This window comes from Ralstonia sp. GX3-BWBA (assembly GCF_003290055.1).
In the GTDB taxonomy this organism is placed as follows: Bacteria; Pseudomonadota; Gammaproteobacteria; order Burkholderiales; family Burkholderiaceae; genus Ralstonia; species Ralstonia holmesii.
Map to the genome: position 1 here is coordinate 358,077 of NZ_QMKS01000012.1, position 23,293 is coordinate 381,369.

The following is a 23,293-nucleotide window of genomic DNA, read 5'->3' on the forward strand; positions in this document are numbered from 1 at the left end:
TCACGCGGGCTAATGCACCGTGCGTTGTCACTATGCTGCCGCATGGGCCGGCTAGGCTGCAAGGTTCAGCTTTCTCCTGCGCAGCAGCATGGCCCTGAGCCTCGACGACATCTGCACGCTATTCGACCGCCACGGCAACATTGCCTACAGCGGCGAGCCCGTCACCCAGCTCGAACATGCCTTGCAGACGGCGGCGCTGGCGGAGGCGGCCGGCGCGTCGGATGCGTTGGTTACCGCGGCGCTGCTGCACGACCTTGGCCATTTGCTGAACCTGCAGGGTGAAACGCCCACCGCCCACGGCATCGACGATCAGCACCAGTACTTTGCGCTGCCGTTTCTGCGTGCGACGTTTCCCGATGCCGTGCTGGAGCCGATCCGCCTGCATGTGGATGCCAAGCGCTGCCTGTGTGCGATGGATGCGCATTACTACGCGCGTCTGTCGGCGGATTCCATACGGAGCCTGGCATTGCAGGGCGGTGTGTTTTCGGCGCACGAGGCCGAGGCATTCATGCAGCGTCCGTACGCTGCCGATGCACTGCAACTGCGCCGCTGGGATGACCTCGCCAAGGTAGCCGGGCAGCGCACGCCTGATCTTGCCCACTTCTTGGCGACGGCCGCGCGGGTTTCAGTGGCAGCCTAGGCTGCGCAGCGTCGTGCCCACGGCTTCGTCCCACGGTGTGTGCGGTTCGGCGCCGAGCGCCTGCACGAGCTTGGCGTTGTCCATGCGCACTGGCTGCTGCCACAGATAACGCATCTCGCGCATCTCGCGCAGCATCTCCGAGAACGGCGCCAGCACGGGCATCAGCCACCACGGGAACGCGCGTGTCTTGACTGGGTGACCCACCGCACGACCGATCGATGCGGGCATCTGCGTGCCGTCGGCATCCCAGTGGCCGCGCATGTGATAAACGGCGAAGTCCGGCAGACGGTCGTCTTGCTCGACAAGGCGCAGCATGGTTTCTGCCACGTCCGGCAAATAAGCCCATTGGTGGCCGATGCCCGCCGCGCCCGGATACGTGACGGTGCGCACAGGCTTGCCCGGCTTGACCAGCGCGCCGGCGAACCACGTATTGCTTGTTTGCGGCCCGAAGAAGTCGCCCGCGCGCACGATCAGGCTGCGCACGCCTTCGGCGCTGGCGGCCTGCATGCGGCGCTCCAGTTCTGCGCGGATCTTGCCCTTGCGCGTGAGGGGCGCCTGCTTTGTCGTTTCGCGCAGCACAGGGAACGTGTCCGGCCCGAAGTTGTACACCGTGCCCGGCAGCACGATGCGCGCACCCGAAGCGCGGGCAGCGGCGATGGTGTTGTCGATCATCGGCAGCACCTGGCCAGCCCAGTTCTTGTAGCCCGGCGGGTTGACGGCGTGGATGATCAACTCCGCGCCTTGCGCCGCGCCAACCACGTCTTCGCGCACCATCGCGTCGCCGCGAATCCATTCGAATGCGGTGCTGCGGTTCGGCAGCGCATCCGGATTGCGCTGCAGCGCCCGCACATGCCAGCCGCGTGCCACCAGCCGACGTGCCACTTCGCCGCCGATGCCGCCGGTGGCGCCCAATACCAATGCGATGCGTTGTGCCTGTTCCATGACCGTGCTCCTGCTGTGTGTGAGAGCGTTGCGATGGAGGCATTCTGGGCGCAGCTGTGCTTCAATGGAATTGTTGATGATGATCGTGCAGTTATACGAATTTGTATGATCGGATCTGAACCGGGTTGGGAGCTGTATCGGACTTTTCTTGCTGTCGTGCGAGAAGGATCGCTGTCGGGCGCTGCGCGCGCGCTTGGGCTGACGCAGCCGACGGCGGGGCGGCATGTCGATGCTCTGGAACGGGCGCTGGGCATGTCGCTGTTCATCCGCACGCAGCAGGGATTGAGCCCCACAGAAGCGGCGCTATTGCTGCGGCCGTTTGCCGAATCGCTCGAAGCCACCAGCGCTGCCTTGCTGCGCGCCGCCTCCAGCCAGGGCGAGGGCGTACGCGGCACCGTGCGCATCACCGCCAGCGAGGTCGTGGCGGTGGAGGTGTTGCCGCCCATCCTCGCCGACCTGCATGCCGCCTATCCAGAACTGACGCTCGAACTTGTGCCGTCCAACCGCATGGAGGACCTGCTACGCCGCGAGGCCGACATCGCCGTGCGCATGCAGCCACCGAGCCAGGGCGTGCTCGTCGCGCGGCGTCTGGGCGAGATCGAATTGGGGCTGTTTGCGCACCGGCGCTATCTGGCAAAGCGCGGCACGCCAACCACGGTGGAAGAACTCGCTGGCCACACCCTGATCGGCTACGACAAGGAAAACGCATTCCTGCGCAGCGTGCGAGCGCAGTTCCCGTGGATCCAACGCAATCGCTTCGCGCTGCGTACCGACAGTGACCTGGCCGCGATTGCCGCGCTGCGTGCAGGCTTTGGTGTTGGCTTCTGCCAGGTCGGCTTGGTACGGCACAACGCGGATCTGGTTCGGCTGTTCAGCGATCAGATCACCATCACGCTCGACACCTGGCTCGCGATGCACGAAGACCTGCGTGACAGCCCGCGCTGCCGTGTCGTGTTTGATGCGCTGGCGAACGGACTGCTGCGGTACATCAACGGCGATTGATCGATCGCGTTGTTATCGCTTCTGGCGCAATGGGTCGAGCAGACTCTTCAACCCGTTGTGATCCAACTCCTGCATCAGCGCGAGCAACCGGCCGATCTGCCCCGGCGGAAAGCCTTCGCGCGCGAACCAGTTGAGGTAATGGCCCGGCAGGTCGGCAATCAGGCGGCCCTTGTATTTGCCGAAGGGCATTTGCGTGGTGACGAGGCGTTGGAGGTCTTCGGGTTGCATGGGCGCTATTGTGCCGTCGATGTGGGGACGAGCGTGGGCACCTGCTCCAGCAAATGCGCAACAAAACCAGAGAGCTTCGGCAAGGGCCGCCGATCCTGCCGATACACGACATGAATCGGCCGCGGCTCGGGCGCGTACGCTTGCAGCACGCGCACGAGGCGGCCATTGGCCAAGTCTTCAGCGACGAGCACTTCCGGCTGCAGCAGCAAGCCTGCGCCGGCAACCGCTGCTGCGCGCAGGCCGTGGCCGTCGTTGCAGGTGAAGGCTGGGTCGTCGCGCCACGGCGTGTCGCCTTTCCAGTCACGCAACTGCCACGCATTGCGGTTGTTCCACACCATGTGTGAGAGGCAGCGATGCTGCGATAGGTCCGCCGGTGTTTCCGGCCGCCCGTATCGCGCAAGGTAATCCGGCGACGCGCAGATGACCATGCGATACACGCACACCGGCTTGGCGACCAGATCAGCGTCGCCCAGCGGCCCGATGCGGATGGCAAGGTCGAACCCCTCGTCGACGAGATCGACCATGCTGTTGCTCAGATTCAGCTCGACGCGCACCTGCGGATGCACCTGCTGGAACGTCGCCGCCAACGGCGCGATCACGCACGCGCCAAACGTGGTGGGCGCGCTCACGCGCAGCGTGCCCGATGGCGACGCGCGCAGCCGTTCGACGGACGTTTCCGCCCAGCGCACCTGTTCCAGCACGCGTTTGGCGTCTTCATAGAACACGCGGCCGGCGTCGGTCAGGCTCTGGCGTCGTGTGCTGCGCTGGAGCAGGCGCGCACCCAGCTGCGTTTCCAACGCGCTCACATATTTGCCGACCATGACCGCGGACATTTCCAACCGCGCCGCCGCCTCGGTGAAGTTGCCGCCTTCCACCACGGCGACGAAGGTTTCCATGCTGCGCAGCTTGTCCATATTCCGAACCATTGATTTGGAATGATCGAAGGTATCACGGCTTTATCGGATGGGAGGTTCGGCCAAGAATGGGCGCCATTCCAACCGGATTTGCAAAGGAGCAGAGTATGAAAATCGTCGTGATTGGTGCCAGCGGCACGCTTGGCCGCGCCGTGGTGGCGGAACTGGAGCAGGGCGGTGCGCACGAGATCATCCGTGTCGGGCGCACGCAGGGCGAGCACCAGGTCGACATCACCAACGCTGACAGCGTGGCCGCGCTGTTCGACAGGCTTGGCCGTGTGGACGCGATCGTCTCCACCGCCGGCAACCTGTTCTTCGGGCCGCTTACCAAGATGACCGCAGCGGATTTCAACGTCGGCCTGCAGGACAAGCTGCTCGGGCAGGTGCGCCTGGCGCTGGTCGGCCAGCATTATCTGAACGATGGTGGATCGATCACGCTCACCACCGGCATCGTCGGGCAGGAGCCGATTGCACAGGGCGCCAACGCGACCGCCGTGAACTCTGCCGTCGAGGGTTTCGTGCGCGCCGCCGCGTGCGAGCTGCCGCGCGGTATCCGCATCAACGCAGTGAGCCCGACGGTGCTGACCGAATCGATGGGCGCATACGGCCCGTTCTTTCCCGGCTTCGAACCCGTGCCGGCAGCGCGTGCGGCGCTGGCGTACCGGCGCAGCGTGGAAGGTGTGCAGAGCGGGCGGGTGTACCGCGTAGGCTGAATCTGCCTAGGTCGTGAACACGTTAAGGTTCGGGGTATCTCCCCCTTGCCCGCGTGGCGTGACTCCTTCTAGACTCGTTCATCCCCGACCCAGCGGTCGGCCAATCGCAGATTCAGGGCGGGCGCAGACCCGCTCGGCATATCTCAGGAGACGGCATGAAGGTTTCGCGCGCATCCCGCATTGCACTCGCCGCAACGGCGCTGTTGGCAGGCACGGCATTCGCCCAGGTGAAGGTCGGCATCACGGTGTCCGCCACGGGGCCGGCCGCCTCGCTCGGCATTCCGGAAAAGAACACCGTGGCGCTGCTGCCCAAGGAAATCGCAGGGAAGAAGATCGAGTACATCGTGCTCGACGATGCGTCTGACACGACGACTGCCGTCAAGAACACGCGCAAGCTGATCACCGAAGACAAGGTCGACCTGGTGATCGGCTCGACCGTCACGCCGAACTCGCTGGCGATGGTGGATGTGGTGGCCGAGAGCGAAACGCCGATGATCACCCTGGCCGCCTCGGCGCGAATCATCGAGCCGATGGACGCCAAGCGGGCGTGGGTGTTCAAGACGCCGCAAAACGATTCGCACATGGCGACCGCCATTGCCGAACACATGGTCAACCATGGCGTGAAGACTGTCGCGCTGATCGGCTTTGCCGATGCCTATGGCGATTCATGGGCGCAGGAGTTCGATAAGGTGGCGGGGCTGCGCAAGCTGAAGGTTGTTGCCAATGAGCGCTTTGCGCGCACCGATACGTCGGTGACGGGGCAGGTGCTGAAGATCATGTCGGCCAATCCAGACGCAGTGCTGATCGCAGGCTCGGGTACGCCGGCCGCGCTGCCGGAGCGGGCACTCAAGGAGCGGGGCTACAAGGGCAAGCTGTATCAGACGCACGGCGTGGCGAACGCCGACTTCCTGCGAGTGTGCGGGAAGGACTGCGACGGCACGTTCCTGCCGGCAGGTCCGATCTTGGTTGCCGAGCAACTGCCCGACAGCAACCCGGTGAAGAAGCCGGCGCTGGCGTACAAGACGGCATATGAAAAGGCGTACGGCGGACAGGTCTCCACCTTCGGCGGACACATGTGGGATGCCGGGTTGTTGTTCACGCATGCGATGCCCGAGGCGCTGAAGAAGGGACAACCTGGCACGCCGGCGTTCCGCAAGGGGCTGCGCGATGCGATGGAGACGACGACCAATCTGGCGATCTCGCACGGCGTGATGAACATGAATGCGAAGGATCACCTCGGGCTGGATCAGCGGGCGCGGGTGATGGTGGAAATCAAGGACGGGAAGTGGAAACTGCAGAACTGACGGCGTAGCCAACGTCATCACCCCACGCAAAACGCACGGTTCGCGCCGTGCGTTTTGCTTTTTGCGGCTCAATCGTTGGCGAGGCTCTGCGGTACGGGGCGATGCCGTGGTCTTAGGCAACGCAGCCCGGATTTCGGCGAGGCCCGCGTCAGTCAGCTTCAGACCGGCCGCGCCGGCGATGTATCGCCTTCATCTCTATTTCCCCCGCACCGCCCCAGCTTGCCGGGCAGGCTTCGGGTCTTCATCGATTTTCTTCGTGCTCATTCGAGCAGCGAGGGCGGAACGTCAACCGATTGATGTGTTTCACGTGAAACACAAACGTGGCCAACAAGCGGTGCATGTTTCACGTGAAACACGAAAAGCGGGCGAATTTTGTCTCGATTGCCGCATGGTCGAACTGCGGTGTAGCTGCGCGACTTATAATTCCGCTTCTCCAAATTTTCGATGCCTCCATGCGAGGAGGAAGCCATGCTGTATCCAACTGAATTCGATGTGATCGTGGTGGGCGGCGGACACGCCGGCACCGAGGCCGCCTTGGCGGCGGCGCGCATGGGTTGCCAGACCCTGCTGCTGACGCACAACATCGAGACACTGGGCCAGATGAGCTGCAATCCGTCCATCGGAGGCATTGGCAAGGGCCATCTGGTCAAGGAAGTGGATGCGCTGGGCGGGGCCATGGCCATCGCAACGGATGAGGGCGGTATCCAATTCCGTATCCTCAATTCCAGCAAGGGGCCCGCTGTGCGTGCGACCCGTGCCCAGGCGGACCGCGTGCTATACAAGGCAGCCATCCGCCATCGGCTGGAAAACCAGCCGAACCTGATGCTGTTCCAGCAGGCTGTGGAAGATCTGCTGGTGGAAGGCGACCGTGTAGTCGGGGCGGTGACGCAGGTTGGCGTGCAATTCCGTGCACGTGCCGTGGTGCTGACGGCGGGGACGTTCCTCGATGGCAAGATCCATGTCGGGCTGAACAACTACACCGGCGGCCGCGCGGGGGACCCCGCCGCGGTGTCGCTGTCCGCGCGTCTGAAGGAATTGAAGCTCCCGCAAGGGCGCCTCAAGACTGGTACGCCGCCGCGCATTGACGGCCGCTCCATCAACTTTTCTGTGCTGGAAGAGCAACCGGGCGATCTCGACCCGGTGCCGGTGTTCTCGTTCATGGGCCGCGCGGACATGCATCCGCGCCAAGTGCCGTGCTGGGTGACGCATACCAACGAGCGCACGCACGACATCATCCGTGCCGGGCTGGACCGCTCTCCGATGTACACGGGCGTGATCGAAGGGGTGGGGCCGCGCTATTGTCCGAGCATCGAAGACAAGATCCACCGCTTCGCCAGCAAGGATAGCCATCAGATTTTTCTGGAGCCGGAGGGCCTGGCGACCAACGAGTTTTACCCGAACGGCGTGTCGACCAGCCTGCCGTTTGATGTTCAGCTCGACTTGATCCACTCGATGCGCGGGCTGGAGAACGCCCACATCCTGCGCCCCGGTTACGCCATCGAGTACGACTACTTTGACCCGCGCGGGCTGAAGGCTTCGCTGGAATCCAAGGCGATTTCCGGCCTGTTTTTCGCCGGCCAGATCAACGGCACGACCGGTTACGAAGAGGCAGCAGCGCAAGGTCTGCTGGCGGGTATCAACGCCGGCCTGCAGGTGCAGGGCAAGGACGCCTGGACGCCGCGCCGCGACCAGGCTTATCTGGGCGTGCTCGTCGACGACCTCATCACCCGGGGCGTGACCGAGCCGTACCGCATGTTCACCAGCCGCGCTGAGTTTCGCCTGAGCCTGCGCGAAGACAACGCCGACATGCGCCTGACCGAAGTCGGCCGCACCTTGGGTGTGGTCGACGATGCGCGCTGGGATGCCTTCAACCGCAAGCGTGACGCTGTTTCACGTGAAACAGAGCGCCTCAAGTCGACTTGGGTGAACCCGGCCACGCTTCCGTTGGAAGACGCTGAGCCGGTCCTTGGGAAGGGGATCGAGCGCGAGTACGCGCTGGCCGACTTGCTGCGCCGCCCGAACGTGACGCACGAAATGCTCATGGGCATGCAGGGCGGCAAGTACGCGCTTGAAGCCCCGTTGGCTGAAGATCCGTTGCTGGCCGAGCAGATCCGCGAGCAGGTCGAAATCGGCATCAAATACCATGGCTACATCGCCCGGCAAGCCGATGAAGTCGAGCGTCTGGGTGCGAACGAGAACACTCGTCTGCCTGCGGATTTCGACTATTCACAAGTGCGCGGTCTGTCGATCGAGGTGCAGCAGAAGCTGGCCAAACACAAGCCCGAGACCATCGGGCAGGCTTCGCGTATCTCCGGCGTTACGCCGGCCGCCGTGTCGCTGCTGCTCGTACACTTGAAGAAGGGCGTGTTGCGTGGCCAAGTGGGCCCTCGCACCGATTCCCAAGGCGAGGCAGCTTGATGGCGGATGCACTGACTGACGCCCGGGCAGAGCTGGAAGCCGGCGCCCGCGCGCTTGGCTTGTCGCTGGACAGCGCGCAAGTCGATCGCCTGCTGGCGTACCAAGGGCTGCTGGCCAAATGGAATCGCGTCTATAACCTGACCGCCATTCGCGACGCCGGCGACATGCTGACGCATCACTTGCTGGATTCGCTCTCGGCCGTGTCGCGCATTGCTGAGCTGGCTCGCCGTGCTCAACCTGACGCACCGCGCGTGCTGGACGTCGGTTCGGGTGGCGGCCTGCCCGGTATTCCGTTGGCCATCGCTTATCCAGATGTGAGCGTCACGATGGTCGACATCGTGCAAAAGAAGACCGCCTTCCTGACACAGTGCCGAGCTGAGCTTGGCCTGACCAATGCCCAGTCGCATTGGGGCCACGTGGAAAAACTGGCTGATGCCACCGGCTACGGCGTCATCACCTCGCGCGCCTTCGCCGAGCTGGTGGATTTCGTGAATCTGGCTGGCCATCTGCTGGCCCCGGGCGGCCGCATGGTCGCCATGAAGGGTGTGCGCCCGGATGCCGAAATCGAGCGCCTGCCCGCCGGCTGGACCGTCGAAGCCATCGAACGCCTGACCGTGCCGGGGCTGCCGGCCGAGCGTCACTTGGTCATCCTTGCGCCGTCGGCGTGAGCGAACGTTGTAGCGAGCCATTCACCGCAGAGGAGTCATGTCGAATATTTTCGTGATCGCCAACCAGAAGGGTGGGGTCGGCAAGACCACCACCACGGTGAATCTTGCGGCCGGTTTGGCCGCGCAAGGGCAGCGCGTGCTGCTGGTCGACCTCGACCCGCAGGGCAACGCCTCGATGGGCTCGGGCATTGACAAGCACACGCTCGAATTCAGCGTCTACCAAGTGCTTGTTGGGCTGGCGACGATTCCGCAGGCGCGCCAGCGCTCCGAGGCCGGGCGCTATGACGTGTTGCCCGCAAACCGCGACCTGGCCGGCGCCGAAGTCGAGCTGGTCGATCTAGAGCATCGCGAAAACCGCCTCAAGCTTGCGCTCACCGAGGTAGAAGCCGACTACGACTTCGTCCTTATCGATTGCCCGCCGTCGCTGTCGCTGCTCACGCTCAACGGCCTGTGTGCCGCGCACGGCGTCGTCGTGCCGATGCAGTGCGAGTACTTTGCGCTCGAAGGCCTGTCGGATCTGGTGAACACCATCAAGCAGGTGCACGCCAACCTGAACCGCGACCTCAAGGTGATCGGTCTGTTGCGTGTGATGTTCGACCCGCGCGTGACGTTGCAGCAGCAGGTATCGGCGCAGCTCGAATCGCATTTCGGCGACAAGGTGTTCAAGACGGTCATTCCGCGCAACGTGCGTCTGGCCGAAGCGCCGTCGTACGGCATGCCGGGCGTGGCGTTTGACGTGGCATCGAAAGGTGCCAGGGCCTATCTGGATTTCGGCGCCGAGATGATCGCGCGCGTGCGGCAGATGGCGGCCGAGATGCCGGCCTGAGCGGTAAGAGGAACAACATGAGCACGATGAAGAAAAAGGGACTGGGCCGAGGCCTCGAAGCGCTGCTCGGCAGTCCCGCCGAGATTGTCGAAGCTGCCAAGCAAGAGGGCGCGCCCACTGTGCTGAAGCTGGAGCAGATGCAGCCCGGCAAATATCAGCCGCGCACGCGCATGGATGAAGGCGCGCTGCAGGAACTCGCCGCGAGCATCCGCGCGCAGGGCCTGATGCAGCCGATTCTGGTGCGCAAGGTGGAGTCCGACGGCACCAAGCCCAAGTACGAAATCATCGCGGGTGAACGCCGCTTCCGCGCATCGCGCCTTGCGGGCCTGACCGAAGTGCCCGTGCTCGTGAAGGACGTGCCGGATGAATCGGCCGCCGCCATGGCGCTGATCGAAAACATCCAGCGCGAAGATCTGAACCCGCTGGAAGAGGCGCAAGGCATCGCGCGCCTGGTGCGTGAATTCCAGTTCACACATGAGCAAGCGGCGGAATCGGTGGGGCGTTCGCGCAGTGCGGTGTCGAACCTGCTGCGCCTACTGAATCTCGCCCAGCCCGTGCAGACCATGCTGATGGCCGGCGACCTGGATATGGGCCACGCCCGTGCGTTGCTCGCCGTCGATGGTGCTACGCAAATCACATTGGCCAACCAGATCGTCAACAAGCGCCTGTCGGTCCGAGAGACGGAAAAACTGGTGGCGTTGACGCTCAAGCCGTTTGAGCTGAAGTCACTGAAGCAGAAGGGCGGCCACCAAGGCGGCCGTGACGTCGCGCGCCTGGAAGAGGAATTGGCTGATCAACTGGGCCTGGGTGTACAGATCAAGCTGGCAGCGAAGGGCCGTGGTCAGTTGACCGTGCAGTTCAGCAGTCTCGACGAGTTCGACGGGTTGCTGGCGCGCCTGCGTCCCGATGGCGACGAAGAGGCTGCCTAAATTTCGCCTGCGGCAGTTTGACGCATGTACGTGGAGCTGGCGTCGTTGCGCCATTTGTGGGCAGCCATTTGGCACGGAATTGGTGCGATTACCTCGCGCGTCATCGACGCTGAGTGTCGCCAGCACCATCATGGAATCAACGGGGTGCCGCTCCATCAGGCGGATTCGGTGCCCCGGCAACAGCACCGCATTGCGCGCACCGCATGGAACGCGCCAGCGCGGAGTGCTGTCGAAGGCGCCCGCACGAGCGTTCGCTTGCGCGTTGACTGGCGAACGCCATGTCCCGTAAAATCGTGCGGTTTTAAATCCGCCTGACCCAAAGCGGTGCGGCATGATGAAAGCACATTCTTCCATGCAGCCAGCCGACCGGCAACGGCCCGATTCTTACGCTTCGTTGAACGCCGCCCGGCCTGCGTCGGTGCAGGATCCGAAGCTCGATAGTTGGGACGATGAGGAGAAGGCGGAGCCGCCGGTGCATGTGCTGTCCCATGACGAGGCGGTCGCCCTGTTCGGTGAGCAGGCGCTGCAGGCCTCGCGTATCACGCCCTTTTCCATCGTGCTCGGCCAGGTGGCCATCACACTGTTGTGTGCGCTCGCTTGGTATGTCGGCAGTTGGTTCACGGGCATGGGCGCTGCGTCAGCGGGCGAGGCTGCGCTTTCTGCTCTACTGGGTGGCGGCGTGTGCGTGGTGCCTTCGGCATGGTTCGCGATGCGGCTGTCGACGGCCAAGGGGTTCGAATCCATCGCCCGTCTTGTGGTGGGCGAAGCGATCAAGGTGCTTGGCACGGTCGCGCTGCTGGTGATCGTGGTGGTTGTCTTCAAGGGCCTGCATTGGCCGCCCTTGCTGATCACCCTGATCCTGGCACTCAAGATGTATTGGGTCGGTCTCGCGCTGCGATAGCGCGTTGAGTCGGCTCCAGCCCACCACGACACGGCGGGCACACTGGACGTGTTGGCATGTAGCGGGAACCTGAGGCAGGAGAAGCCCAGGTTCATTGCGCTGACACTCCGCAAGAATAAGGTGGCGCGTTCTGGCCGCGTGCAGTCCGCGATCTCCAGGAGGAACCTGGTTGAATCGGGCGCGAGTCGGAACGGGTCACGAAGAATGTTTCGCAATATTGGACTGAATCATCATGGCAACTGAAGTCGCAGAAGCCGCCGGCCACGCCGCCGAGCACGCTCTTACGCCTTCCGCGTATATCGCGGAGCATTTGCAGAATTTCAATAGCATCGGTGGCAAGCAGGCCTCCGTCGTCGACTTCTCTGTCATCAACTGGGACACGATGTTCTGGTCCGTGTTGATGGGCCTGATCGGCATCATCTTCCTGGGCATCGCCGCACGCCGCGTCACCTCCGGCGTCCCCGGCCGCTTCCAGGCTTTCGTTGAACTCGTCGTCGAGATGGTCGATGACCAGGCCAAGGGCATCATCCACGGCGATCGTTCCTGGATTGCTCCGTTGGCGCTGATGGTCTTCGTGTGGGTCACGCTGATGAACGCAGTCGACTTGATCCCCGTGGACTGGGTCACGGGCGTCAACCACCTCCTCGGTACCTTCGGTGTGCACGTGCCGCACCACCGCGCGGTGGCCACGGCTGACCTGAACGGTACGTTCGGCATGTCGTTCGCTGTGCTGATTCTGATGATCTACTACAGCTTCAAGATCAAGGGCGCTGGCGGCTTTGCGCACGAGCTGCTGTCAGCCCCGTTCGGCGCCAAGTGGTACCTCGCGCCGTTCAACCTGATCCTCAACATCATTGAATTCCTCGCCAAGGCTGTGTCGCTGGGCATGCGGTTGTTCGGCAACATGTACGCGGGCGAACTGGTGTTCCTGCTGATCGCGCTGCTTGGCTCGATCTGGACGTTCGGTGCTGACACGTCGGCACTGGGTTTCGTGGGTCACGTGGTGGCCGGTGCAGTGTGGGCGATCTTCCACATCCTGATCGTGCTGCTGCAAGCCTTCATCTTCATGATGCTGACGCTGGTGTATATCGGCCAGGCACATGAACACCACTAAGTAGTTGCGGTTCAGGTTCTCCGGTTCCGTTTGATTTTTCCAAGTTCTCAAGTTCTTAGTCTTTCACGTAAAAGGGAGTCATCATGCAAGCATTTCTCGCCAACATCCAAGGTCTGACCGCCATCGGTATCGGCATCATCATTGGCCTGGGTGCTATCGGCGCCTGCCTCGGCATCGCACTGATGGGCGGCAAGTACATCGAAGCCTGCGCACGTCAGCCTGAACTGATGAACCCGCTGCAAACCAAGATGTTCCTGCTGGCTGGCCTGATCGACGCGGCATTCCTGATCGGTGTTGGTGTGGCCATGCTGTTCGCGTTCGCCAACCCGCTGCTGTCGGTCATCAAGTAATTCTTTTCGGTCTGCATGATGCCGGAGGCGGCCTGGGTGAACGCTACGCGTGACCCTCGCCGCTTCGTGCATTGATCCGTAGTCTCAATACCGAAAGGAACACACCATGAACCTGAACGCCACACTCGTCGCGCAGATGGTCGTGTTCTTCATCCTGTGGTGGGTTGTTGCCAAATTCATTTGGCCGCCCCTGGTGAAGGCGCTCGACGAACGCGCGAAGAAAATCGCCGATGGCCTGGCCGCTGCCGATAAGGGCAAGGCTGAGCTGGAGCTGGCCAACAAGCGGGTCGACCAGGCACTGACCGAAGCGCGCAATGAAGGCGCGCAACGCATCGCGGACGCTGAAAAGCGCGCCCAGATGAGCGCCGACGAGATCAAGCAAAACGCCCAGGCCGAAGCCGCGCGCATCATCGCGCAAGCCAAGGCAGAAGCCGAGCAGCAAACCGTGCGCGCGCGTGAATCGCTGCGTGACCAGGTTGCTGTGCTGGCCGTCAAGGGTGCCGAGCAGATCCTCAAGCGTGAAGTCAATGCGCAGGTCCACACCGATCTGCTCAATCAACTCAAGGCTGAGCTGTAATCATGGCAGAACTCGCAACCGTTGCCCGTCCGTACGCAGAGGCGCTGTTCCGCGTGGCGAAGGCCGGCAATCTGGGTGCATGGTCTGAGCTCGTGTCGGAAATGGGGCAAATTGCCGCCGTGCCCGACATGAAGGCAGTCGCCGATGATCCGAAGCTCTCCAAAGCCGATGTGGCGGGGATCTTCCTGTCGGCGCTGAAATCTCCGGTTTCGCATGAGGCGAAGGAACTGGTTGGCCTGCTGGTGGCCAACAAGCGTCTGTCGCTGCTGCCGGAAATTGCCGCGCAATTCCATGTGCTGCGGAATGCCAGCGAAGGCGCCGCCGACGTCGAGATCACCAGTGCGTTCCCGCTTGAGGGCGCGCCCCTGACCGAACTGGTCGCCACGCTCGAACGCAAGTTCGGCAAGAAGCTGCAGGCTCACGTGAGCGTCGATCCTTCGTTGATCGGCGGCGTGCGTGTGCAGATTGGCGACGAAGTGCTCGACACCTCGGTGCGCGCGCGCCTGACGCAGATGCAGTCTGCGCTGACCGCCGCGTAATGCTGTTTCGCGAGGCGCCGATGCAATCGACGATATCGCGCCCGCAGACAGATTGAAGAATTAGGAGCATTCGATGCAACTGAACCCCTCCGAGATCAGCGACCTGATCAAGACCCGTATCGAGGGCTTGAAGGCTGGCGCTGACGCAAAGAACACCGGCACGGTCATTTCCGTGACGGACGGTATCTGCCGCATTCATGGCCTGTCGGGCGTGATGCAAGGCGAAATGCTGGAATTTCCGGGCAACACGTTCGGCCTCGCGCTGAACCTCGAGCGCGACTCTGTCGGCGCTGTGGTGCTGGGTGAATACGAGCACATTTCCGAAGGCGACGAAGTCAAGTGCACGGGCCGCATTCTGGAAGTGCCGGTTGGCCCGGAACTGCTGGGCCGCGTGGTCAACGCACTGGGTCAGCCGATCGACGGCAAGGGCCCGATCAACGCCAAGAAGACGGACGTGATCGAAAAGGTCGCTCCGGGCGTGATCGCACGTCAATCGGTGAGCCAGCCGGTGCAGACCGGTCTGAAGTCGATCGACGCAATGGTGCCGATCGGCCGTGGTCAGCGTGAGCTGATCATTGGCGACCGCCAGACCGGCAAGACCGCTGTGGCAGTCGACGCCATCATCAACCAGAAGGGCAAGGGCATCTTCTGCGTGTACGTGGCAATCGGCCAGAAGGCTTCGACGATCGCCAACGTGGTGCGCAAGCTCGAAGAGCACGGCGCGCTGGACTACACGATCGTGGTGGCTGCTGCCGCTTCCGACTCGGCTGCCATGCAGTACCTGTCGGCATACGCCGGCTGCACGATGGGCGAATACTTCCGCGACCGCGGCGAAGACGCCCTGATCGTGTATGACGATCTGACCAAGCAAGCTTGGGCGTACCGCCAGGTTTCGCTGCTGCTGCGCCGTCCGCCTGGCCGTGAAGCTTACCCGGGCGACGTGTTCTATCTGCACTCGCGTCTGCTGGAGCGTGCTGCACGTGTGAACGCCGAGCACATCGAGAAGATCACCAACGGTGAAGTCAAGGGCAAGACCGGTTCGCTGACCGCACTGCCCGTGATCGAAACGCAGGCCGGCGACGTGTCGGCATTCGTTCCGACCAACGTGATCTCGATTACCGACGGTCAGATCTTCCTGGAAACCGACCTGTTCAACGCAGGTGTGCGCCCCGCAATCAACGCCGGTATTTCGGTGTCGCGTGTGGGTGGTGCCGCTCAGACCAAGGTCATCAAGAAGCTGTCCGGCGGTATCCGTACCGACTTGGCCCAGTACCGTGAACTGGCTGCGTTCGCGCAGTTTGCTTCGGACTTGGACGAAGCGACCCGCAAGCAGCTCGAGCGCGGCCGCCGCGTGACCGAACTGCTCAAGCAGCCGCAATACCAGCCGCTGCAAGTGTGGCAGCTGGCCGCGTCGCTGTACGCAGCCAACAACGGCTTCCTCGACAACGTGGACGTGAAGGACATCCTGGCTTTCGAAAAGGGCCTGCACGACACGCTGAAGACGAAGTACGCCGACCTCATCAACCGCATCGAAGATACGAAAGATCTTTCGAAGGAAGATGAAGCTGCCCTGCGTGCCGCGATCGAGGATTTCAAGAAGTCCGCCGCGTTCTAACCGCGTCATTCCCGAAACTGGTCGCGCGTAGCCTGCGTGACCAGGTTTGAACGGAGAGGAAGAAATGGCCGGAACAAAAGAAATCCGCACCAAGATCAAGAGCGTGCAAAACACGCGCAAGATCACCAAGGCGATGGAAATGGTCGCCGCATCCAAGATGCGCAAGGCGCAGGAACGGATGCGCGCTGCCCGCCCGTACGCTGAGAAGATCCGCAACGTGGCTGCGCACATGGCACTGGCCAATCCGGAGTACAAGCACCCGTTCATGGTTGCGCGCGACGTCAAGCGTGCCGGCCTGATCGTGGTGACGACGGACAAGGGCCTGTGCGGTGGCTTGAACACCAACGTGCTGCGTGCCGTCACCACCCAACTGCGCGATCTGCAGAACAAGGGCGTTGAGACGCAAACCACCGCCATCGGTACCAAGGGTATGCAGTTCCTGGGCCGCGTCGGTGCGAAGGTGGTCTCGAACGTCGTGCATCTGGGCGACACGCCGCATCTGGAAAAGCTGATCGGCGCGATCAAGGTGCAACTGGACGCGTTCAACGCAGGCCAGATCGATGCCGTGTACCTCGCGTACACCCGCTTCATCAACACGATGAAGCAGGAACCGGTGGTCGAGCAGCTGCTGCCCCTGACCGCCGACAAGCTCGCACAGAGCGATGCCGAGAAGCAGGCCTACTCGTGGGATTACATCTACGAGCCGGACGCACAAACGGTGGTCGACGAGCTGCTGATCCGCTACGTCGAGGCGCTGGTGTACCAGGCGGTGGCCGAGAACATGGCGTCCGAGCAATCGGCCCGGATGGTTGCGATGAAGGCGGCTTCGGACAATGCGAAGAACGTGATCGGCGAACTGCAACTGGTCTACAACAAGACCCGTCAGGCAGCGATCACGAAGGAACTGTCCGAAATCGTCAGCGGCGCAGCGGCAGTCTGATAGCCACGGCAAAGAATCAAGTTATTGGAGATACAAATGAGTATCGCAAACGGAAATATCGTGCAGTGCATCGGCGCCGTGGTGGACATTCAGTTCCCGCGCGACGCGATGCCGAAGGTCTACGAGGCGCTGGTGCTGGATGACAGCAACGACGCTTCGTTCGCCGAGAAGGGCCTGACCTTCGAAGTGCAACAACAGCTGGGCGACGGCGTGGTGCGTACCATTGCGCTGGGTTCGTCCGACGGTCTGCGTCGCGGCATGCGTGTGGCGACCACTGGTGCGCCGATCTCGGTGCCGGTCGGTCACGGCACGCTGGGCCGCATCATGGATGTGCTGGGTCGTCCGATTGACGAAGCCGGCCCGATCGCCTGCGACGAAAAGCGCGCGATTCACCAGAAGGCCCCGAAGTTCGACGAGCTGTCGCCGTCGGTGGACCTGCTGGAAACCGGCATCAAGGTGATCGACCTGGTCTGCCCGTTCGCCAAGGGCGGTAAGGTGGGTCTGTTCGGTGGCGCCGGCGTCGGCAAGACCGTGAACATGATGGAGCTGATCAACAACATCGCCAAGCAGCACTCGGGCTTGTCGGTGTTTGCTGGCGTGGGCGAGCGTACCCGTGAGGGCAACGACTTCTACCACGAAATGAAGGACTCCAACGTGCTCGACAAGGTGGCCATGGTGTTCGGCCAGATGAACGAGCCGCCGGGCAACCGTCTGCGCGTGGCGCTGACCGGCCTGACGATGGCCGAGCGCTTCCGCGACGAAGGCCGTGACATCCTGTTCTTTGTCGACAACATCTACCGCTACACGCTGGCCGGTACTGAAGTGTCGGCACTGCTGGGCCGTATGCCTTCCGCCGTGGGCTATCAGCCGACGCTGGCTGAAGAAATGGGCAAGCTGCAGGAGCGTATTACGTCGACCAAGACTGGCTCGATCACGTCGATCCAGGCCGTGTACGTGCCTGCCGATGACTTGACCGACCCGTCGCCGGCAACGACCTTCCTGCACCTGGACTCGACCGTCGTGCTGTCGCGTGACATCGCTGCACTGGGTATCTACCCCGCAGTGGATCCGCTGGACTCGACCTCGCGCCAGCTCGACCCGCAAGTGGTTGGCCAGGAGCACTACGAAGTCGCCGACCGCGTGAAGAAGACGTTGCAGCGCTACAAGGAACTGCGCGACATCATCGCGATTCTGGGCATGGACGAACTGTCGCCGGAAGACAAGCTGGCCGTGGGCCGTGCTCGTAAGATCCAGCGTTTCCTGTCGCAGCCGTTCCACGTGGCCGAAGTGTTCACGGGCTCGCCGGGCAAGTACGTGCCGCTGAAGGAAACCATCCGCGGCTTCAAGATGCTGGTGGACGGCGAGTGCGATCACCTGCCGGAACAGGCGTTCTACATGGTCGGCTCGATCGACGAAGCCTTCGAGAAGGCCAAGAAGCTCCAGTAAGAGCAACGTCTGGCGCCGCGCGTAAGCCGGGGCCAGTACTGGCTTCCTGAGGCCCATTCAGGAAGCCGCTTTTCTGAGCAAAGGAATCGAGATGGCAACCATTCATGTAGACGTCGTCAGCGCTGAGCACGAGATCTTCTCCGGCAATGCCAAGTTTGTGGCGCTGCCCGGCGAAGCAGGCGAGCTGGGCATTCTGCCCGGTCACACGCCGCTGATCACGCGCATCAAGCCGGGCGCCGTGCGCATCGAGAAGGAAGATGGCGGCGAAGAGTTCGTGTTCGTTGCCGGTGGCATTCTCGAAGTGCAGCCGAAGAAGGTGACCGTGCTGGCCGATACCGCAATCCGCGGTCACGACCTGGACGAAGCCAAGGCGAACGAAGCCAAGCGTGCGGCCGAAGAGGCGCTCCAGAATCAAAGCAGCGATCTGGATCTGGCCCGTGCGCAAGGTGAACTGGCCGTGGCCGCTGCGCAGCTTGCAGCGATCGCGCGCCTGCGTCGCAAGCGCTAAGGCAAGTGTGTGCTGGCCGGTGTCATCGGCCGGCGCAGACGAAAAAGCAGCCCCGAAGGGCTGCTTTTTTTTGCCTGCGAACTGGCGCGGCACTTGGTCAGCGGTGCTCACCTTTCGCGCTTTTCTTCACCGCGATTGCCTTGCGGATGCGGTTGGGCTTCGTGGTGTTCCTGCCGAGGCGGTTGGGTCTGCGGTTGAGGTTGCGGCGGACGGGCCTCAGGCGGACGCGGCTGGGCCTGCGGTTGCGGCGGGCGCATCTCAACGTGCGGTTGCGGTGCGGGACGCGGGGCTTCCATGTGCGGTTCCGGCCGACGCTGTTCAGGCTCCGGGCGTGCGCGCATCTGCGGCGGCTCGTTGTGCGGACGCTCCTGCATGGCCGGTGCCGGGTTGCCGTTGAAGCGATTCGGCTCCTGGCCACCGCGTTGCGGTTGCGGTTGAGGACGCTGCGCTTGTGGTCCGGGCTGCGGCAGTTGCGGACGCGGCTCGAAGGCGCGGCGCTCGTCACGCGGTGTGCCGGGTGCGCCTTCGCGCTGCGGGGGACGTGTCGTCATGCCGGCCGGGCCTTGTGGAGCAGGTGCAGTCTGCGGTTGCCCCGGCCGCTCCTGCGGTGCGGCGGCACCCGGCAACGGGCGTGGACGGTTGATCGCGTCGGGGGCCATGAGGGCCCGCGGAGCCTGTCCAGGCTGGCCGCCATGCTGCGCCGGTGTGCCCTGCGGGTTCGGGGAGCCCATCAATCCTTGCGGACCATTCGGGCCGTGTTGTTCCGCCGGTCGGCCTGGCTCGTTACCGGCGCGTGCGGGCATATTCGGCCCGTTCGACCCACTCGGTGCGGCGCGAGTCAGCCGTAGACCCGCGGCCTGTGCAGCCGCGGGTGGGGTCGGAATTCCCATATTGGCGTGACCCCGCACCGGCGCAACGCGGGCTCCCACGTTGCCGCCCGTCCACGCCGGGCCAGCGCCCGGGACCGCACCACCTTGGGAGCGGAACCGTTCTGCCAACGCATCGTGCCCGCCTGCCGGCACGGCGGGTGCGCGCACCGCAATCGCCTGACGTGCAAACGCCTGCGGCGGCGGCAACTGATGCGGCCCGCCATTGGCCGCTGCGCCCACCAGGCTGGCACGCACTGGTGCCAACGCCGGCGTCGACACAAACTGCGCGTGCGCCATCTGCGCGCGCAGTTGTTCCGGCCGCAGATGCGTCATGGCGGGGCCGACCGGCTGGCCGCTCACGAACGTCTTGGCGGGCACGGCAGTCAGGGCGGCCGGGTTGTTCGCGTTGACGTACGTGACCCGGTTCACGTTTCGAACGTTGGTCACGTTGGTGTTGTTGATGATGGTCTTGTTGACCGTAACGTTGTTCACCACCACCGTGCGGTTGATGTTCGTCACGTACGTCGGGCTGGCCGCGTACACGGGGCGATATGCCTCGCCCGGCGCAAGCGGGAACCACGCCACACCCGGCGAGCCGATCGAGATGTTGATCCCCCAGCTCACGCCGCCGCCACCTCCGCCGCCCACGAAACCGACGAGTGCCGGCGCATAGACCGGACGCGGCACCACCGGCCCGGGCACCCAGCACCAGGTGGAGCCGACATACGCCCAACGGCCGTAGTGGAAAGGCGCGAAACCCCACGGCGCGTCATCGACCCACGTCCAGCCCCAGGGCGCTACCCACGCCCAATGGCCTGTGCGATACGGGGCCCAGCCGGCGGGCACGGCACGCGGTACCCACACGGCGCCATAGCCGTCTTCTTCACGCCATGTGCCGTTGTCGTCGAGGGCTTCGTAACCGGTCATTTCGCGGCCGACGTAGCGGGCGGACATGGAAGCGTCTTCGCGGGCATCGCGCGATTCCGCCCAGCGGTCGAAGGCGTCGCGGCCCGGGTTGTCGGTGCCGCCGGCCTCGGCGAGGTCGGTGCCGCCAAAGCGGATTTGCTGACCGGCGCCCAGCGGTGCGGAGCGGTCATCGCCGTAGGCTGTGCCCTGGCCATGCCACACGGTGACGGTCGTGCTGGAGCCATCGGGTGCGACGTCGAGACGGTATTCGCCCGGTGCCTGCGGTGTGAAGGCTAGGTTGGGCGTGTCGATCTCGATGGTTTGGTCGGCGGGCAGCGAACGCACGCGAACCGACAGGGCGCCTTGGGTGAGTTTCACCTGGGTGTTGCGGTCGTCCAGGTCGACGAGTGTGGCGCCGGTGTTCTGGCCCAGGCGCAGCGCCGTGGACCCGACGTGCAGCTCGCTGTGGCTGCCCTGGTCGGACCACAGGCGGTCGCCAGTGGTGAGCGGGCGGTTGAGCGAGGCGCCGGCCCAATCATCGGAGCCGGCGGGCGCGAAGCTCACCGTGCCGGAAAAATCCGACAGCCGCGCCACCCGCGAAGCCGGATCAGCGGCCATCGCAGCCTGCGCACCGCAGACGAGCAGCACGGCGGCAACACCTACCGCGCGCAACACATGCGGCAGCCGTACACCGGAGAGCGGAGAACGACGGGAAAGATTGGACATGATGAGCCCTCGTTTTTATGGCGGCCTGTGCCGCGTGGATGTCTCCATTTAACGCGGCAGGCGTCGAGGGGTCGACTTGCCTTTGTAAGAGCGTGTTTCGTAACGCGGGAAGCCGATAGACGGATCGGCCGCACCCAGAGCGCTGGGGAAAGGCGGGAAGCAGGCGGGCAGGCGCGCGAATTGCGCGCACAAAAAAAAAGCGCGCGGGCCGGGGAGCACCGCGCGGACGGGAAATCCCTTCGAGGGGTCAATTCGAAAGGAGGGGGTAACCTTGCACCCGGGGACTGTGTCGCCGCCGTCGCGGGCCTGATATAGCGCACAACAATTGGACACAAACGCTGGGGTGCGAAGGCATTGTGGGTGACGGGGTGGCCCCGAGGCGTAACAAAGTGTGTCGGATTGCAATCGAATGCAAGCGCGGTAAAAGCCGCTTCGTGTGAGCTCAAAAGCGCCTGGAGGGGCTGCTCAGGGAACGCCTGCTGCACCTGCACAGTCCCATCGCTTTGCCGCTTAGGCAGACGGGGCTTGGGAAAAGGCGAACCAGCGGGGGGTGTCCTAGTCTGGGGTGTCGGGTTCATAGGAGGGAGGCATGCACAGGCATGCGATGCACCATGTGTTGCAGAAGTCGAGAGCAGTGGGCGTTTTTGTTACCTTGATGGGGGCACTCAGCGCGGCGGGCGCCGCACAGGCCGGCATCGAAGGGGCTTCTGCTCCCCCTAGTGCGTCCGCGAGTGCGCCAGCCGCCTCCGCACCTGTTGCTTCTGTGCCAACCGTCCCTCTTGCAAAAACGAAAGAGCAGCCCGAGCGCCCGGCGGGCAGTTTCTGGCAGGGCGCAGTAAGAAAGGGCGCCGACAGCCCTGGCTGGAACGTCTGGTTGAACGTGTACGACCCGCCACCCAAAGAGCAGGACAAAGACAAGGACCCCGTGGCCGACACGCTGACCGGCGAAGCCTACGATGACCGACCCCAGGGCCGCGCCTTCTGGACTATCGAAGGGCGCAATGTGCCCGAGCGCCGCTTCGTGTGGCGCGAGCGCGCAGAAGCGCTTGATGCGGCCGGCCAGTCCGTCGTGCGCGAGGGCGGCACGCTCTCCGGTGCGCTGTCGGCCGACGGCACTACCGCCACCGGCACCTGGAGCGACGGTGGCCGCAGCCAGCCCTTCACGTTGAAGCGCGTGGCGCGCTATCAGGAGGCCACGGGCGCCTCCGGCCAAGCCAAGCTGACCGAGCGCTACCCGGTGACGGGCGATGCCGCCATCGACGCGCTGATCCAATCGCTGCGCGTGCGCAAGTGCGACCAGTACGACACCGAATGCGTCATCCGCATCAGCGCCGTCGGCCTGGGCGACACCGTGAGCCTCTTGCGCATGGTGTGGGCCTACAGCGGCGGCGCGCACGGCAACTACAGCTTCACAGCCGGCAACTGGCGACGCGGCGCGCAGGGCTTTCAGCCCATCGCCTTGGCCGATGTGCTGAACTCCACATCCGCCTGCCTGCAGAGCTTCAATACGCAGATTGTCGATGCGCTCAAGCGCGAAGGCGCACCCGATGCGCCGCGCGGCGCCCTCAAGGAGCGCGATCTGCGTAACGCCGCGTTTCCGTTTACGCTGCAAGGTGACCGCATCGTCGTGCACTACGGGCCGTATGAGGTCGGTCCGTATTCGTCGGGCGCCTTCCGTGCCGCCGTGCGCTTCGATGACCTGGGCTCCGCATGCAAGCGGCCCACAACCTGATTGCACCTGCATCGCCAACCATGTCCGCCAATCCTTCCTACGTCGACGAGCAAGACACCATGCGCCGGCTGCTGTCCGGCAAGACCATCGCCGTGGTCGGGCTGTCGCCGCGTCTCACGCGGCCCAGCTATGACGTGGCGCGCTATCTGCAGCAGGCCGGCTATCGCATCGTGCCCGTCAACCCGCAGCACGCAGGCGAAGACGTGCTCGGCGAGCCTTGCTACGCCACGCTCACCGAAGCGGCGACGACGCTTGCCGCCGCCGGCCAGCGCATCGATCTGGTCGATATCTTCCGGCGCTCAGAACAGGTTCTGCCCGTCGTACAGGAAGCCGTGACGCTCGGCGTGGGTGGGATCTGGGTGCAGCTCGGCATCGTGAATGACGAGGCGATGGCCGTGGCGCGCAACGCCGGCATTCCGGCCGTGCAAGACCGCTGCACGAAGATCGAACACTGGCGACTCGGTATCGGCGAGCAAAAATGAATGC

At 63.8% G+C, this 23,293-nt stretch carries 23 protein-coding genes; 19 read left to right on the forward strand and 4 right to left on the reverse strand.

The genetic code is table 11. From position 1 onward, the window contains the following. The first annotated feature begins 88 nt into the window (after positions 1-88). Positions 89-640, forward strand: coding sequence for a phosphonate degradation HD-domain oxygenase (locus tag DOD19_RS15995; RefSeq protein WP_112186519.1), 552 nt, complete (start codon positions 89-91; stop codon positions 638-640). On the opposite strand, the gene DOD19_RS16000 is transcribed toward DOD19_RS15995, so the two are convergent. Beyond that, positions 626-1,582, reverse strand: a complete 957-nt coding sequence (locus tag DOD19_RS16000; RefSeq protein WP_112186521.1) for an SDR family oxidoreductase — start codon at positions 1,580-1,582, stop codon at positions 626-628. The two genes, DOD19_RS15995 and DOD19_RS16000, sit on opposite strands and share 15 nt — an antisense overlap. Before the next feature lie 105 nt (positions 1,583-1,687). Here DOD19_RS16000 and DOD19_RS16005 point away from each other — a divergent pair, with 105 nt between their 5' ends. After that, a complete protein-coding gene (locus DOD19_RS16005) occupies positions 1,688-2,584 on the forward strand; it encodes a LysR family transcriptional regulator (protein ID WP_112186523.1) in 897 nt (298 codons plus the stop codon). Positions 2,585-2,596: 12 nt separating this feature from the next. Here the strand turns inward: DOD19_RS16005 and DOD19_RS16010 are convergent, their stop codons facing one another. Beyond that, a complete protein-coding gene (locus tag DOD19_RS16010; protein WP_112186525.1) occupies positions 2,597-2,812 on the reverse strand; it encodes a DUF3820 family protein in 216 nt (71 codons plus the stop codon). A 5-nt stretch (positions 2,813-2,817) separates the two neighbouring features. Then, positions 2,818-3,726, reverse strand: a complete 909-nt coding sequence (gene crgA, locus DOD19_RS16015; protein ID WP_112186527.1) for a LysR family transcriptional regulator CrgA — start codon at positions 3,724-3,726, stop codon at positions 2,818-2,820. Positions 3,727-3,833: 107 nt separating this feature from the next. On the opposite strand from crgA, the gene DOD19_RS16020 reads away from it, so the two are divergent. From DOD19_RS16020 to DOD19_RS16090, 15 genes are all read left to right on the forward strand, one after another. Then, positions 3,834-4,439: a short chain dehydrogenase gene (locus tag DOD19_RS16020; RefSeq protein ID WP_112186529.1), complete on the forward strand. Its 606-nt coding sequence runs from the start codon at positions 3,834-3,836 to the stop codon at positions 4,437-4,439. 155 nt (positions 4,440-4,594) lie between these two features. Further along, positions 4,595-5,743, forward strand: coding sequence for an ABC transporter substrate-binding protein (locus DOD19_RS16025; RefSeq protein WP_112186531.1), 1,149 nt, complete (start codon positions 4,595-4,597; stop codon positions 5,741-5,743). Positions 5,744-6,211: 468 nt separating this feature from the next. Beyond that, the gene (gene mnmG, locus DOD19_RS16030) at positions 6,212-8,161 is read left to right on the forward strand and encodes a tRNA uridine-5-carboxymethylaminomethyl(34) synthesis enzyme MnmG (RefSeq protein WP_112186534.1); all 1,950 of its coding nucleotides are present in this window, start codon (positions 6,212-6,214) and stop codon (positions 8,159-8,161) included. Further along, positions 8,161-8,829, forward strand: coding sequence for a 16S rRNA (guanine(527)-N(7))-methyltransferase RsmG (gene rsmG, locus DOD19_RS16035; protein WP_024977226.1), 669 nt, complete (start codon positions 8,161-8,163; stop codon positions 8,827-8,829). The genes mnmG and rsmG overlap by 1 nt, the downstream gene beginning before the upstream one ends. A gap of 37 nt (positions 8,830-8,866) precedes the next feature. After that, positions 8,867-9,655 carry a ParA family protein gene (locus tag DOD19_RS16040; RefSeq protein WP_112186536.1) on the forward strand — a complete coding sequence of 263 codons (789 nt, stop codon included), beginning with the start codon at positions 8,867-8,869 and terminating at the stop codon, positions 9,653-9,655. A gap of 17 nt (positions 9,656-9,672) precedes the next feature. Next, positions 9,673-10,584 (forward strand): ParB/RepB/Spo0J family partition protein, encoded by a 912-nt coding sequence (locus DOD19_RS16045; protein WP_024977228.1) that lies wholly within the window; start codon positions 9,673-9,675, stop codon positions 10,582-10,584. A 352-nt stretch (positions 10,585-10,936) separates the two neighbouring features. Then, positions 10,937-11,485, forward strand: coding sequence for an ATP synthase subunit I (locus DOD19_RS16050; protein ID WP_024977229.1), 549 nt, complete (start codon positions 10,937-10,939; stop codon positions 11,483-11,485). 232 nt (positions 11,486-11,717) lie between these two features. Beyond that, a complete protein-coding gene (gene atpB, locus DOD19_RS16055; RefSeq protein WP_024977230.1) occupies positions 11,718-12,599 on the forward strand; it encodes a F0F1 ATP synthase subunit A in 882 nt (293 codons plus the stop codon). A gap of 83 nt (positions 12,600-12,682) precedes the next feature. Beyond that, positions 12,683-12,949 carry a F0F1 ATP synthase subunit C gene (atpE, locus tag DOD19_RS16060; protein WP_003262709.1) on the forward strand — a complete coding sequence of 89 codons (267 nt, stop codon included), beginning with the start codon at positions 12,683-12,685 and terminating at the stop codon, positions 12,947-12,949. Positions 12,950-13,055: 106 nt separating this feature from the next. Beyond that, complete coding sequence (locus DOD19_RS16065; protein ID WP_024977231.1) at positions 13,056-13,526, forward strand: F0F1 ATP synthase subunit B; 471 nt, start codon at positions 13,056-13,058, stop codon at positions 13,524-13,526. Between the two features lie 2 nt (positions 13,527-13,528). Further along, entirely contained in the window at positions 13,529-14,065 is a 537-nt protein-coding gene (locus tag DOD19_RS16070; protein WP_009239555.1) for a F0F1 ATP synthase subunit delta, read from the forward strand. A gap of 73 nt (positions 14,066-14,138) precedes the next feature. Beyond that, the gene (gene atpA / locus DOD19_RS16075; protein WP_024977232.1) at positions 14,139-15,680 is read left to right on the forward strand and encodes a F0F1 ATP synthase subunit alpha; all 1,542 of its coding nucleotides are present in this window, start codon (positions 14,139-14,141) and stop codon (positions 15,678-15,680) included. A 64-nt stretch (positions 15,681-15,744) separates the two neighbouring features. Continuing rightward, positions 15,745-16,620, forward strand: coding sequence for a F0F1 ATP synthase subunit gamma (atpG, locus tag DOD19_RS16080; RefSeq protein WP_024977233.1), 876 nt, complete (start codon positions 15,745-15,747; stop codon positions 16,618-16,620). A 36-nt stretch (positions 16,621-16,656) separates the two neighbouring features. Beyond that, entirely contained in the window at positions 16,657-18,066 is a 1,410-nt protein-coding gene (gene atpD, locus DOD19_RS16085) for a F0F1 ATP synthase subunit beta (RefSeq protein WP_197032032.1), read from the forward strand. 91 nt (positions 18,067-18,157) lie between these two features. Then, positions 18,158-18,574 carry a F0F1 ATP synthase subunit epsilon gene (locus tag DOD19_RS16090; RefSeq protein ID WP_009239559.1) on the forward strand — a complete coding sequence of 139 codons (417 nt, stop codon included), beginning with the start codon at positions 18,158-18,160 and terminating at the stop codon, positions 18,572-18,574. 107 nt (positions 18,575-18,681) lie between these two features. Here the strand turns inward: DOD19_RS16090 and DOD19_RS16095 are convergent, their stop codons facing one another. Then, complete coding sequence (locus DOD19_RS16095) at positions 18,682-21,075, reverse strand: DUF6600 domain-containing protein (protein WP_112186538.1); 2,394 nt, start codon at positions 21,073-21,075, stop codon at positions 18,682-18,684. Between the two features lie 589 nt (positions 21,076-21,664). On the opposite strand from DOD19_RS16095, the gene DOD19_RS16100 reads away from it, so the two are divergent. Then, complete coding sequence (locus tag DOD19_RS16100) at positions 21,665-22,807, forward strand: RsiV family protein (RefSeq protein WP_112186540.1); 1,143 nt, start codon at positions 21,665-21,667, stop codon at positions 22,805-22,807. Positions 22,808-22,827: 20 nt separating this feature from the next. Next, a complete protein-coding gene (locus DOD19_RS16105; protein ID WP_112186607.1) occupies positions 22,828-23,289 on the forward strand; it encodes a CoA-binding protein in 462 nt (153 codons plus the stop codon). Positions 23,290-23,293 lie beyond the last annotated feature (4 nt).

Coding starts and splice junctions, on each gene's coding strand:
- DOD19_RS15995 (WP_112186519.1), top strand. CDS start 89: ATGGCCCTGAGCCTCGACGACATCTGCACGCTATTCGACCGCCACGGC.
- DOD19_RS16000 (WP_112186521.1), bottom strand. CDS start 1,582: ATGGAACAGGCACAACGCATCGCATTGGTATTGGGCGCCACCGGCGGC.
- DOD19_RS16005 (WP_112186523.1), top strand. CDS start 1,688: ATGATCGGATCTGAACCGGGTTGGGAGCTGTATCGGACTTTTCTTGCT.
- DOD19_RS16010 (WP_112186525.1), bottom strand. CDS start 2,812: ATGCAACCCGAAGACCTCCAACGCCTCGTCACCACGCAAATGCCCTTC.
- crgA (WP_112186527.1), bottom strand. CDS start 3,726: ATGGACAAGCTGCGCAGCATGGAAACCTTCGTCGCCGTGGTGGAAGGC.
- DOD19_RS16020 (WP_112186529.1), top strand. CDS start 3,834: ATGAAAATCGTCGTGATTGGTGCCAGCGGCACGCTTGGCCGCGCCGTG.
- DOD19_RS16025 (WP_112186531.1), top strand. CDS start 4,595: ATGAAGGTTTCGCGCGCATCCCGCATTGCACTCGCCGCAACGGCGCTG.
- mnmG (WP_112186534.1), top strand. CDS start 6,212: ATGCTGTATCCAACTGAATTCGATGTGATCGTGGTGGGCGGCGGACAC.
- rsmG (WP_024977226.1), top strand. CDS start 8,161: ATGGCGGATGCACTGACTGACGCCCGGGCAGAGCTGGAAGCCGGCGCC.
- DOD19_RS16040 (WP_112186536.1), top strand. CDS start 8,867: ATGTCGAATATTTTCGTGATCGCCAACCAGAAGGGTGGGGTCGGCAAG.
- DOD19_RS16045 (WP_024977228.1), top strand. CDS start 9,673: ATGAGCACGATGAAGAAAAAGGGACTGGGCCGAGGCCTCGAAGCGCTG.
- DOD19_RS16050 (WP_024977229.1), top strand. CDS start 10,937: ATGCAGCCAGCCGACCGGCAACGGCCCGATTCTTACGCTTCGTTGAAC.
- atpB (WP_024977230.1), top strand. CDS start 11,718: ATGGCAACTGAAGTCGCAGAAGCCGCCGGCCACGCCGCCGAGCACGCT.
- atpE (WP_003262709.1), top strand. CDS start 12,683: ATGCAAGCATTTCTCGCCAACATCCAAGGTCTGACCGCCATCGGTATC.
- DOD19_RS16065 (WP_024977231.1), top strand. CDS start 13,056: ATGAACCTGAACGCCACACTCGTCGCGCAGATGGTCGTGTTCTTCATC.
- DOD19_RS16070 (WP_009239555.1), top strand. CDS start 13,529: ATGGCAGAACTCGCAACCGTTGCCCGTCCGTACGCAGAGGCGCTGTTC.
- atpA (WP_024977232.1), top strand. CDS start 14,139: ATGCAACTGAACCCCTCCGAGATCAGCGACCTGATCAAGACCCGTATC.
- atpG (WP_024977233.1), top strand. CDS start 15,745: ATGGCCGGAACAAAAGAAATCCGCACCAAGATCAAGAGCGTGCAAAAC.
- atpD (WP_197032032.1), top strand. CDS start 16,657: ATGAGTATCGCAAACGGAAATATCGTGCAGTGCATCGGCGCCGTGGTG.
- DOD19_RS16090 (WP_009239559.1), top strand. CDS start 18,158: ATGGCAACCATTCATGTAGACGTCGTCAGCGCTGAGCACGAGATCTTC.
- DOD19_RS16095 (WP_112186538.1), bottom strand. CDS start 21,075: ATGTCCAATCTTTCCCGTCGTTCTCCGCTCTCCGGTGTACGGCTGCCG.
- DOD19_RS16100 (WP_112186540.1), top strand. CDS start 21,665: ATGCACAGGCATGCGATGCACCATGTGTTGCAGAAGTCGAGAGCAGTG.
- DOD19_RS16105 (WP_112186607.1), top strand. CDS start 22,828: ATGTCCGCCAATCCTTCCTACGTCGACGAGCAAGACACCATGCGCCGG.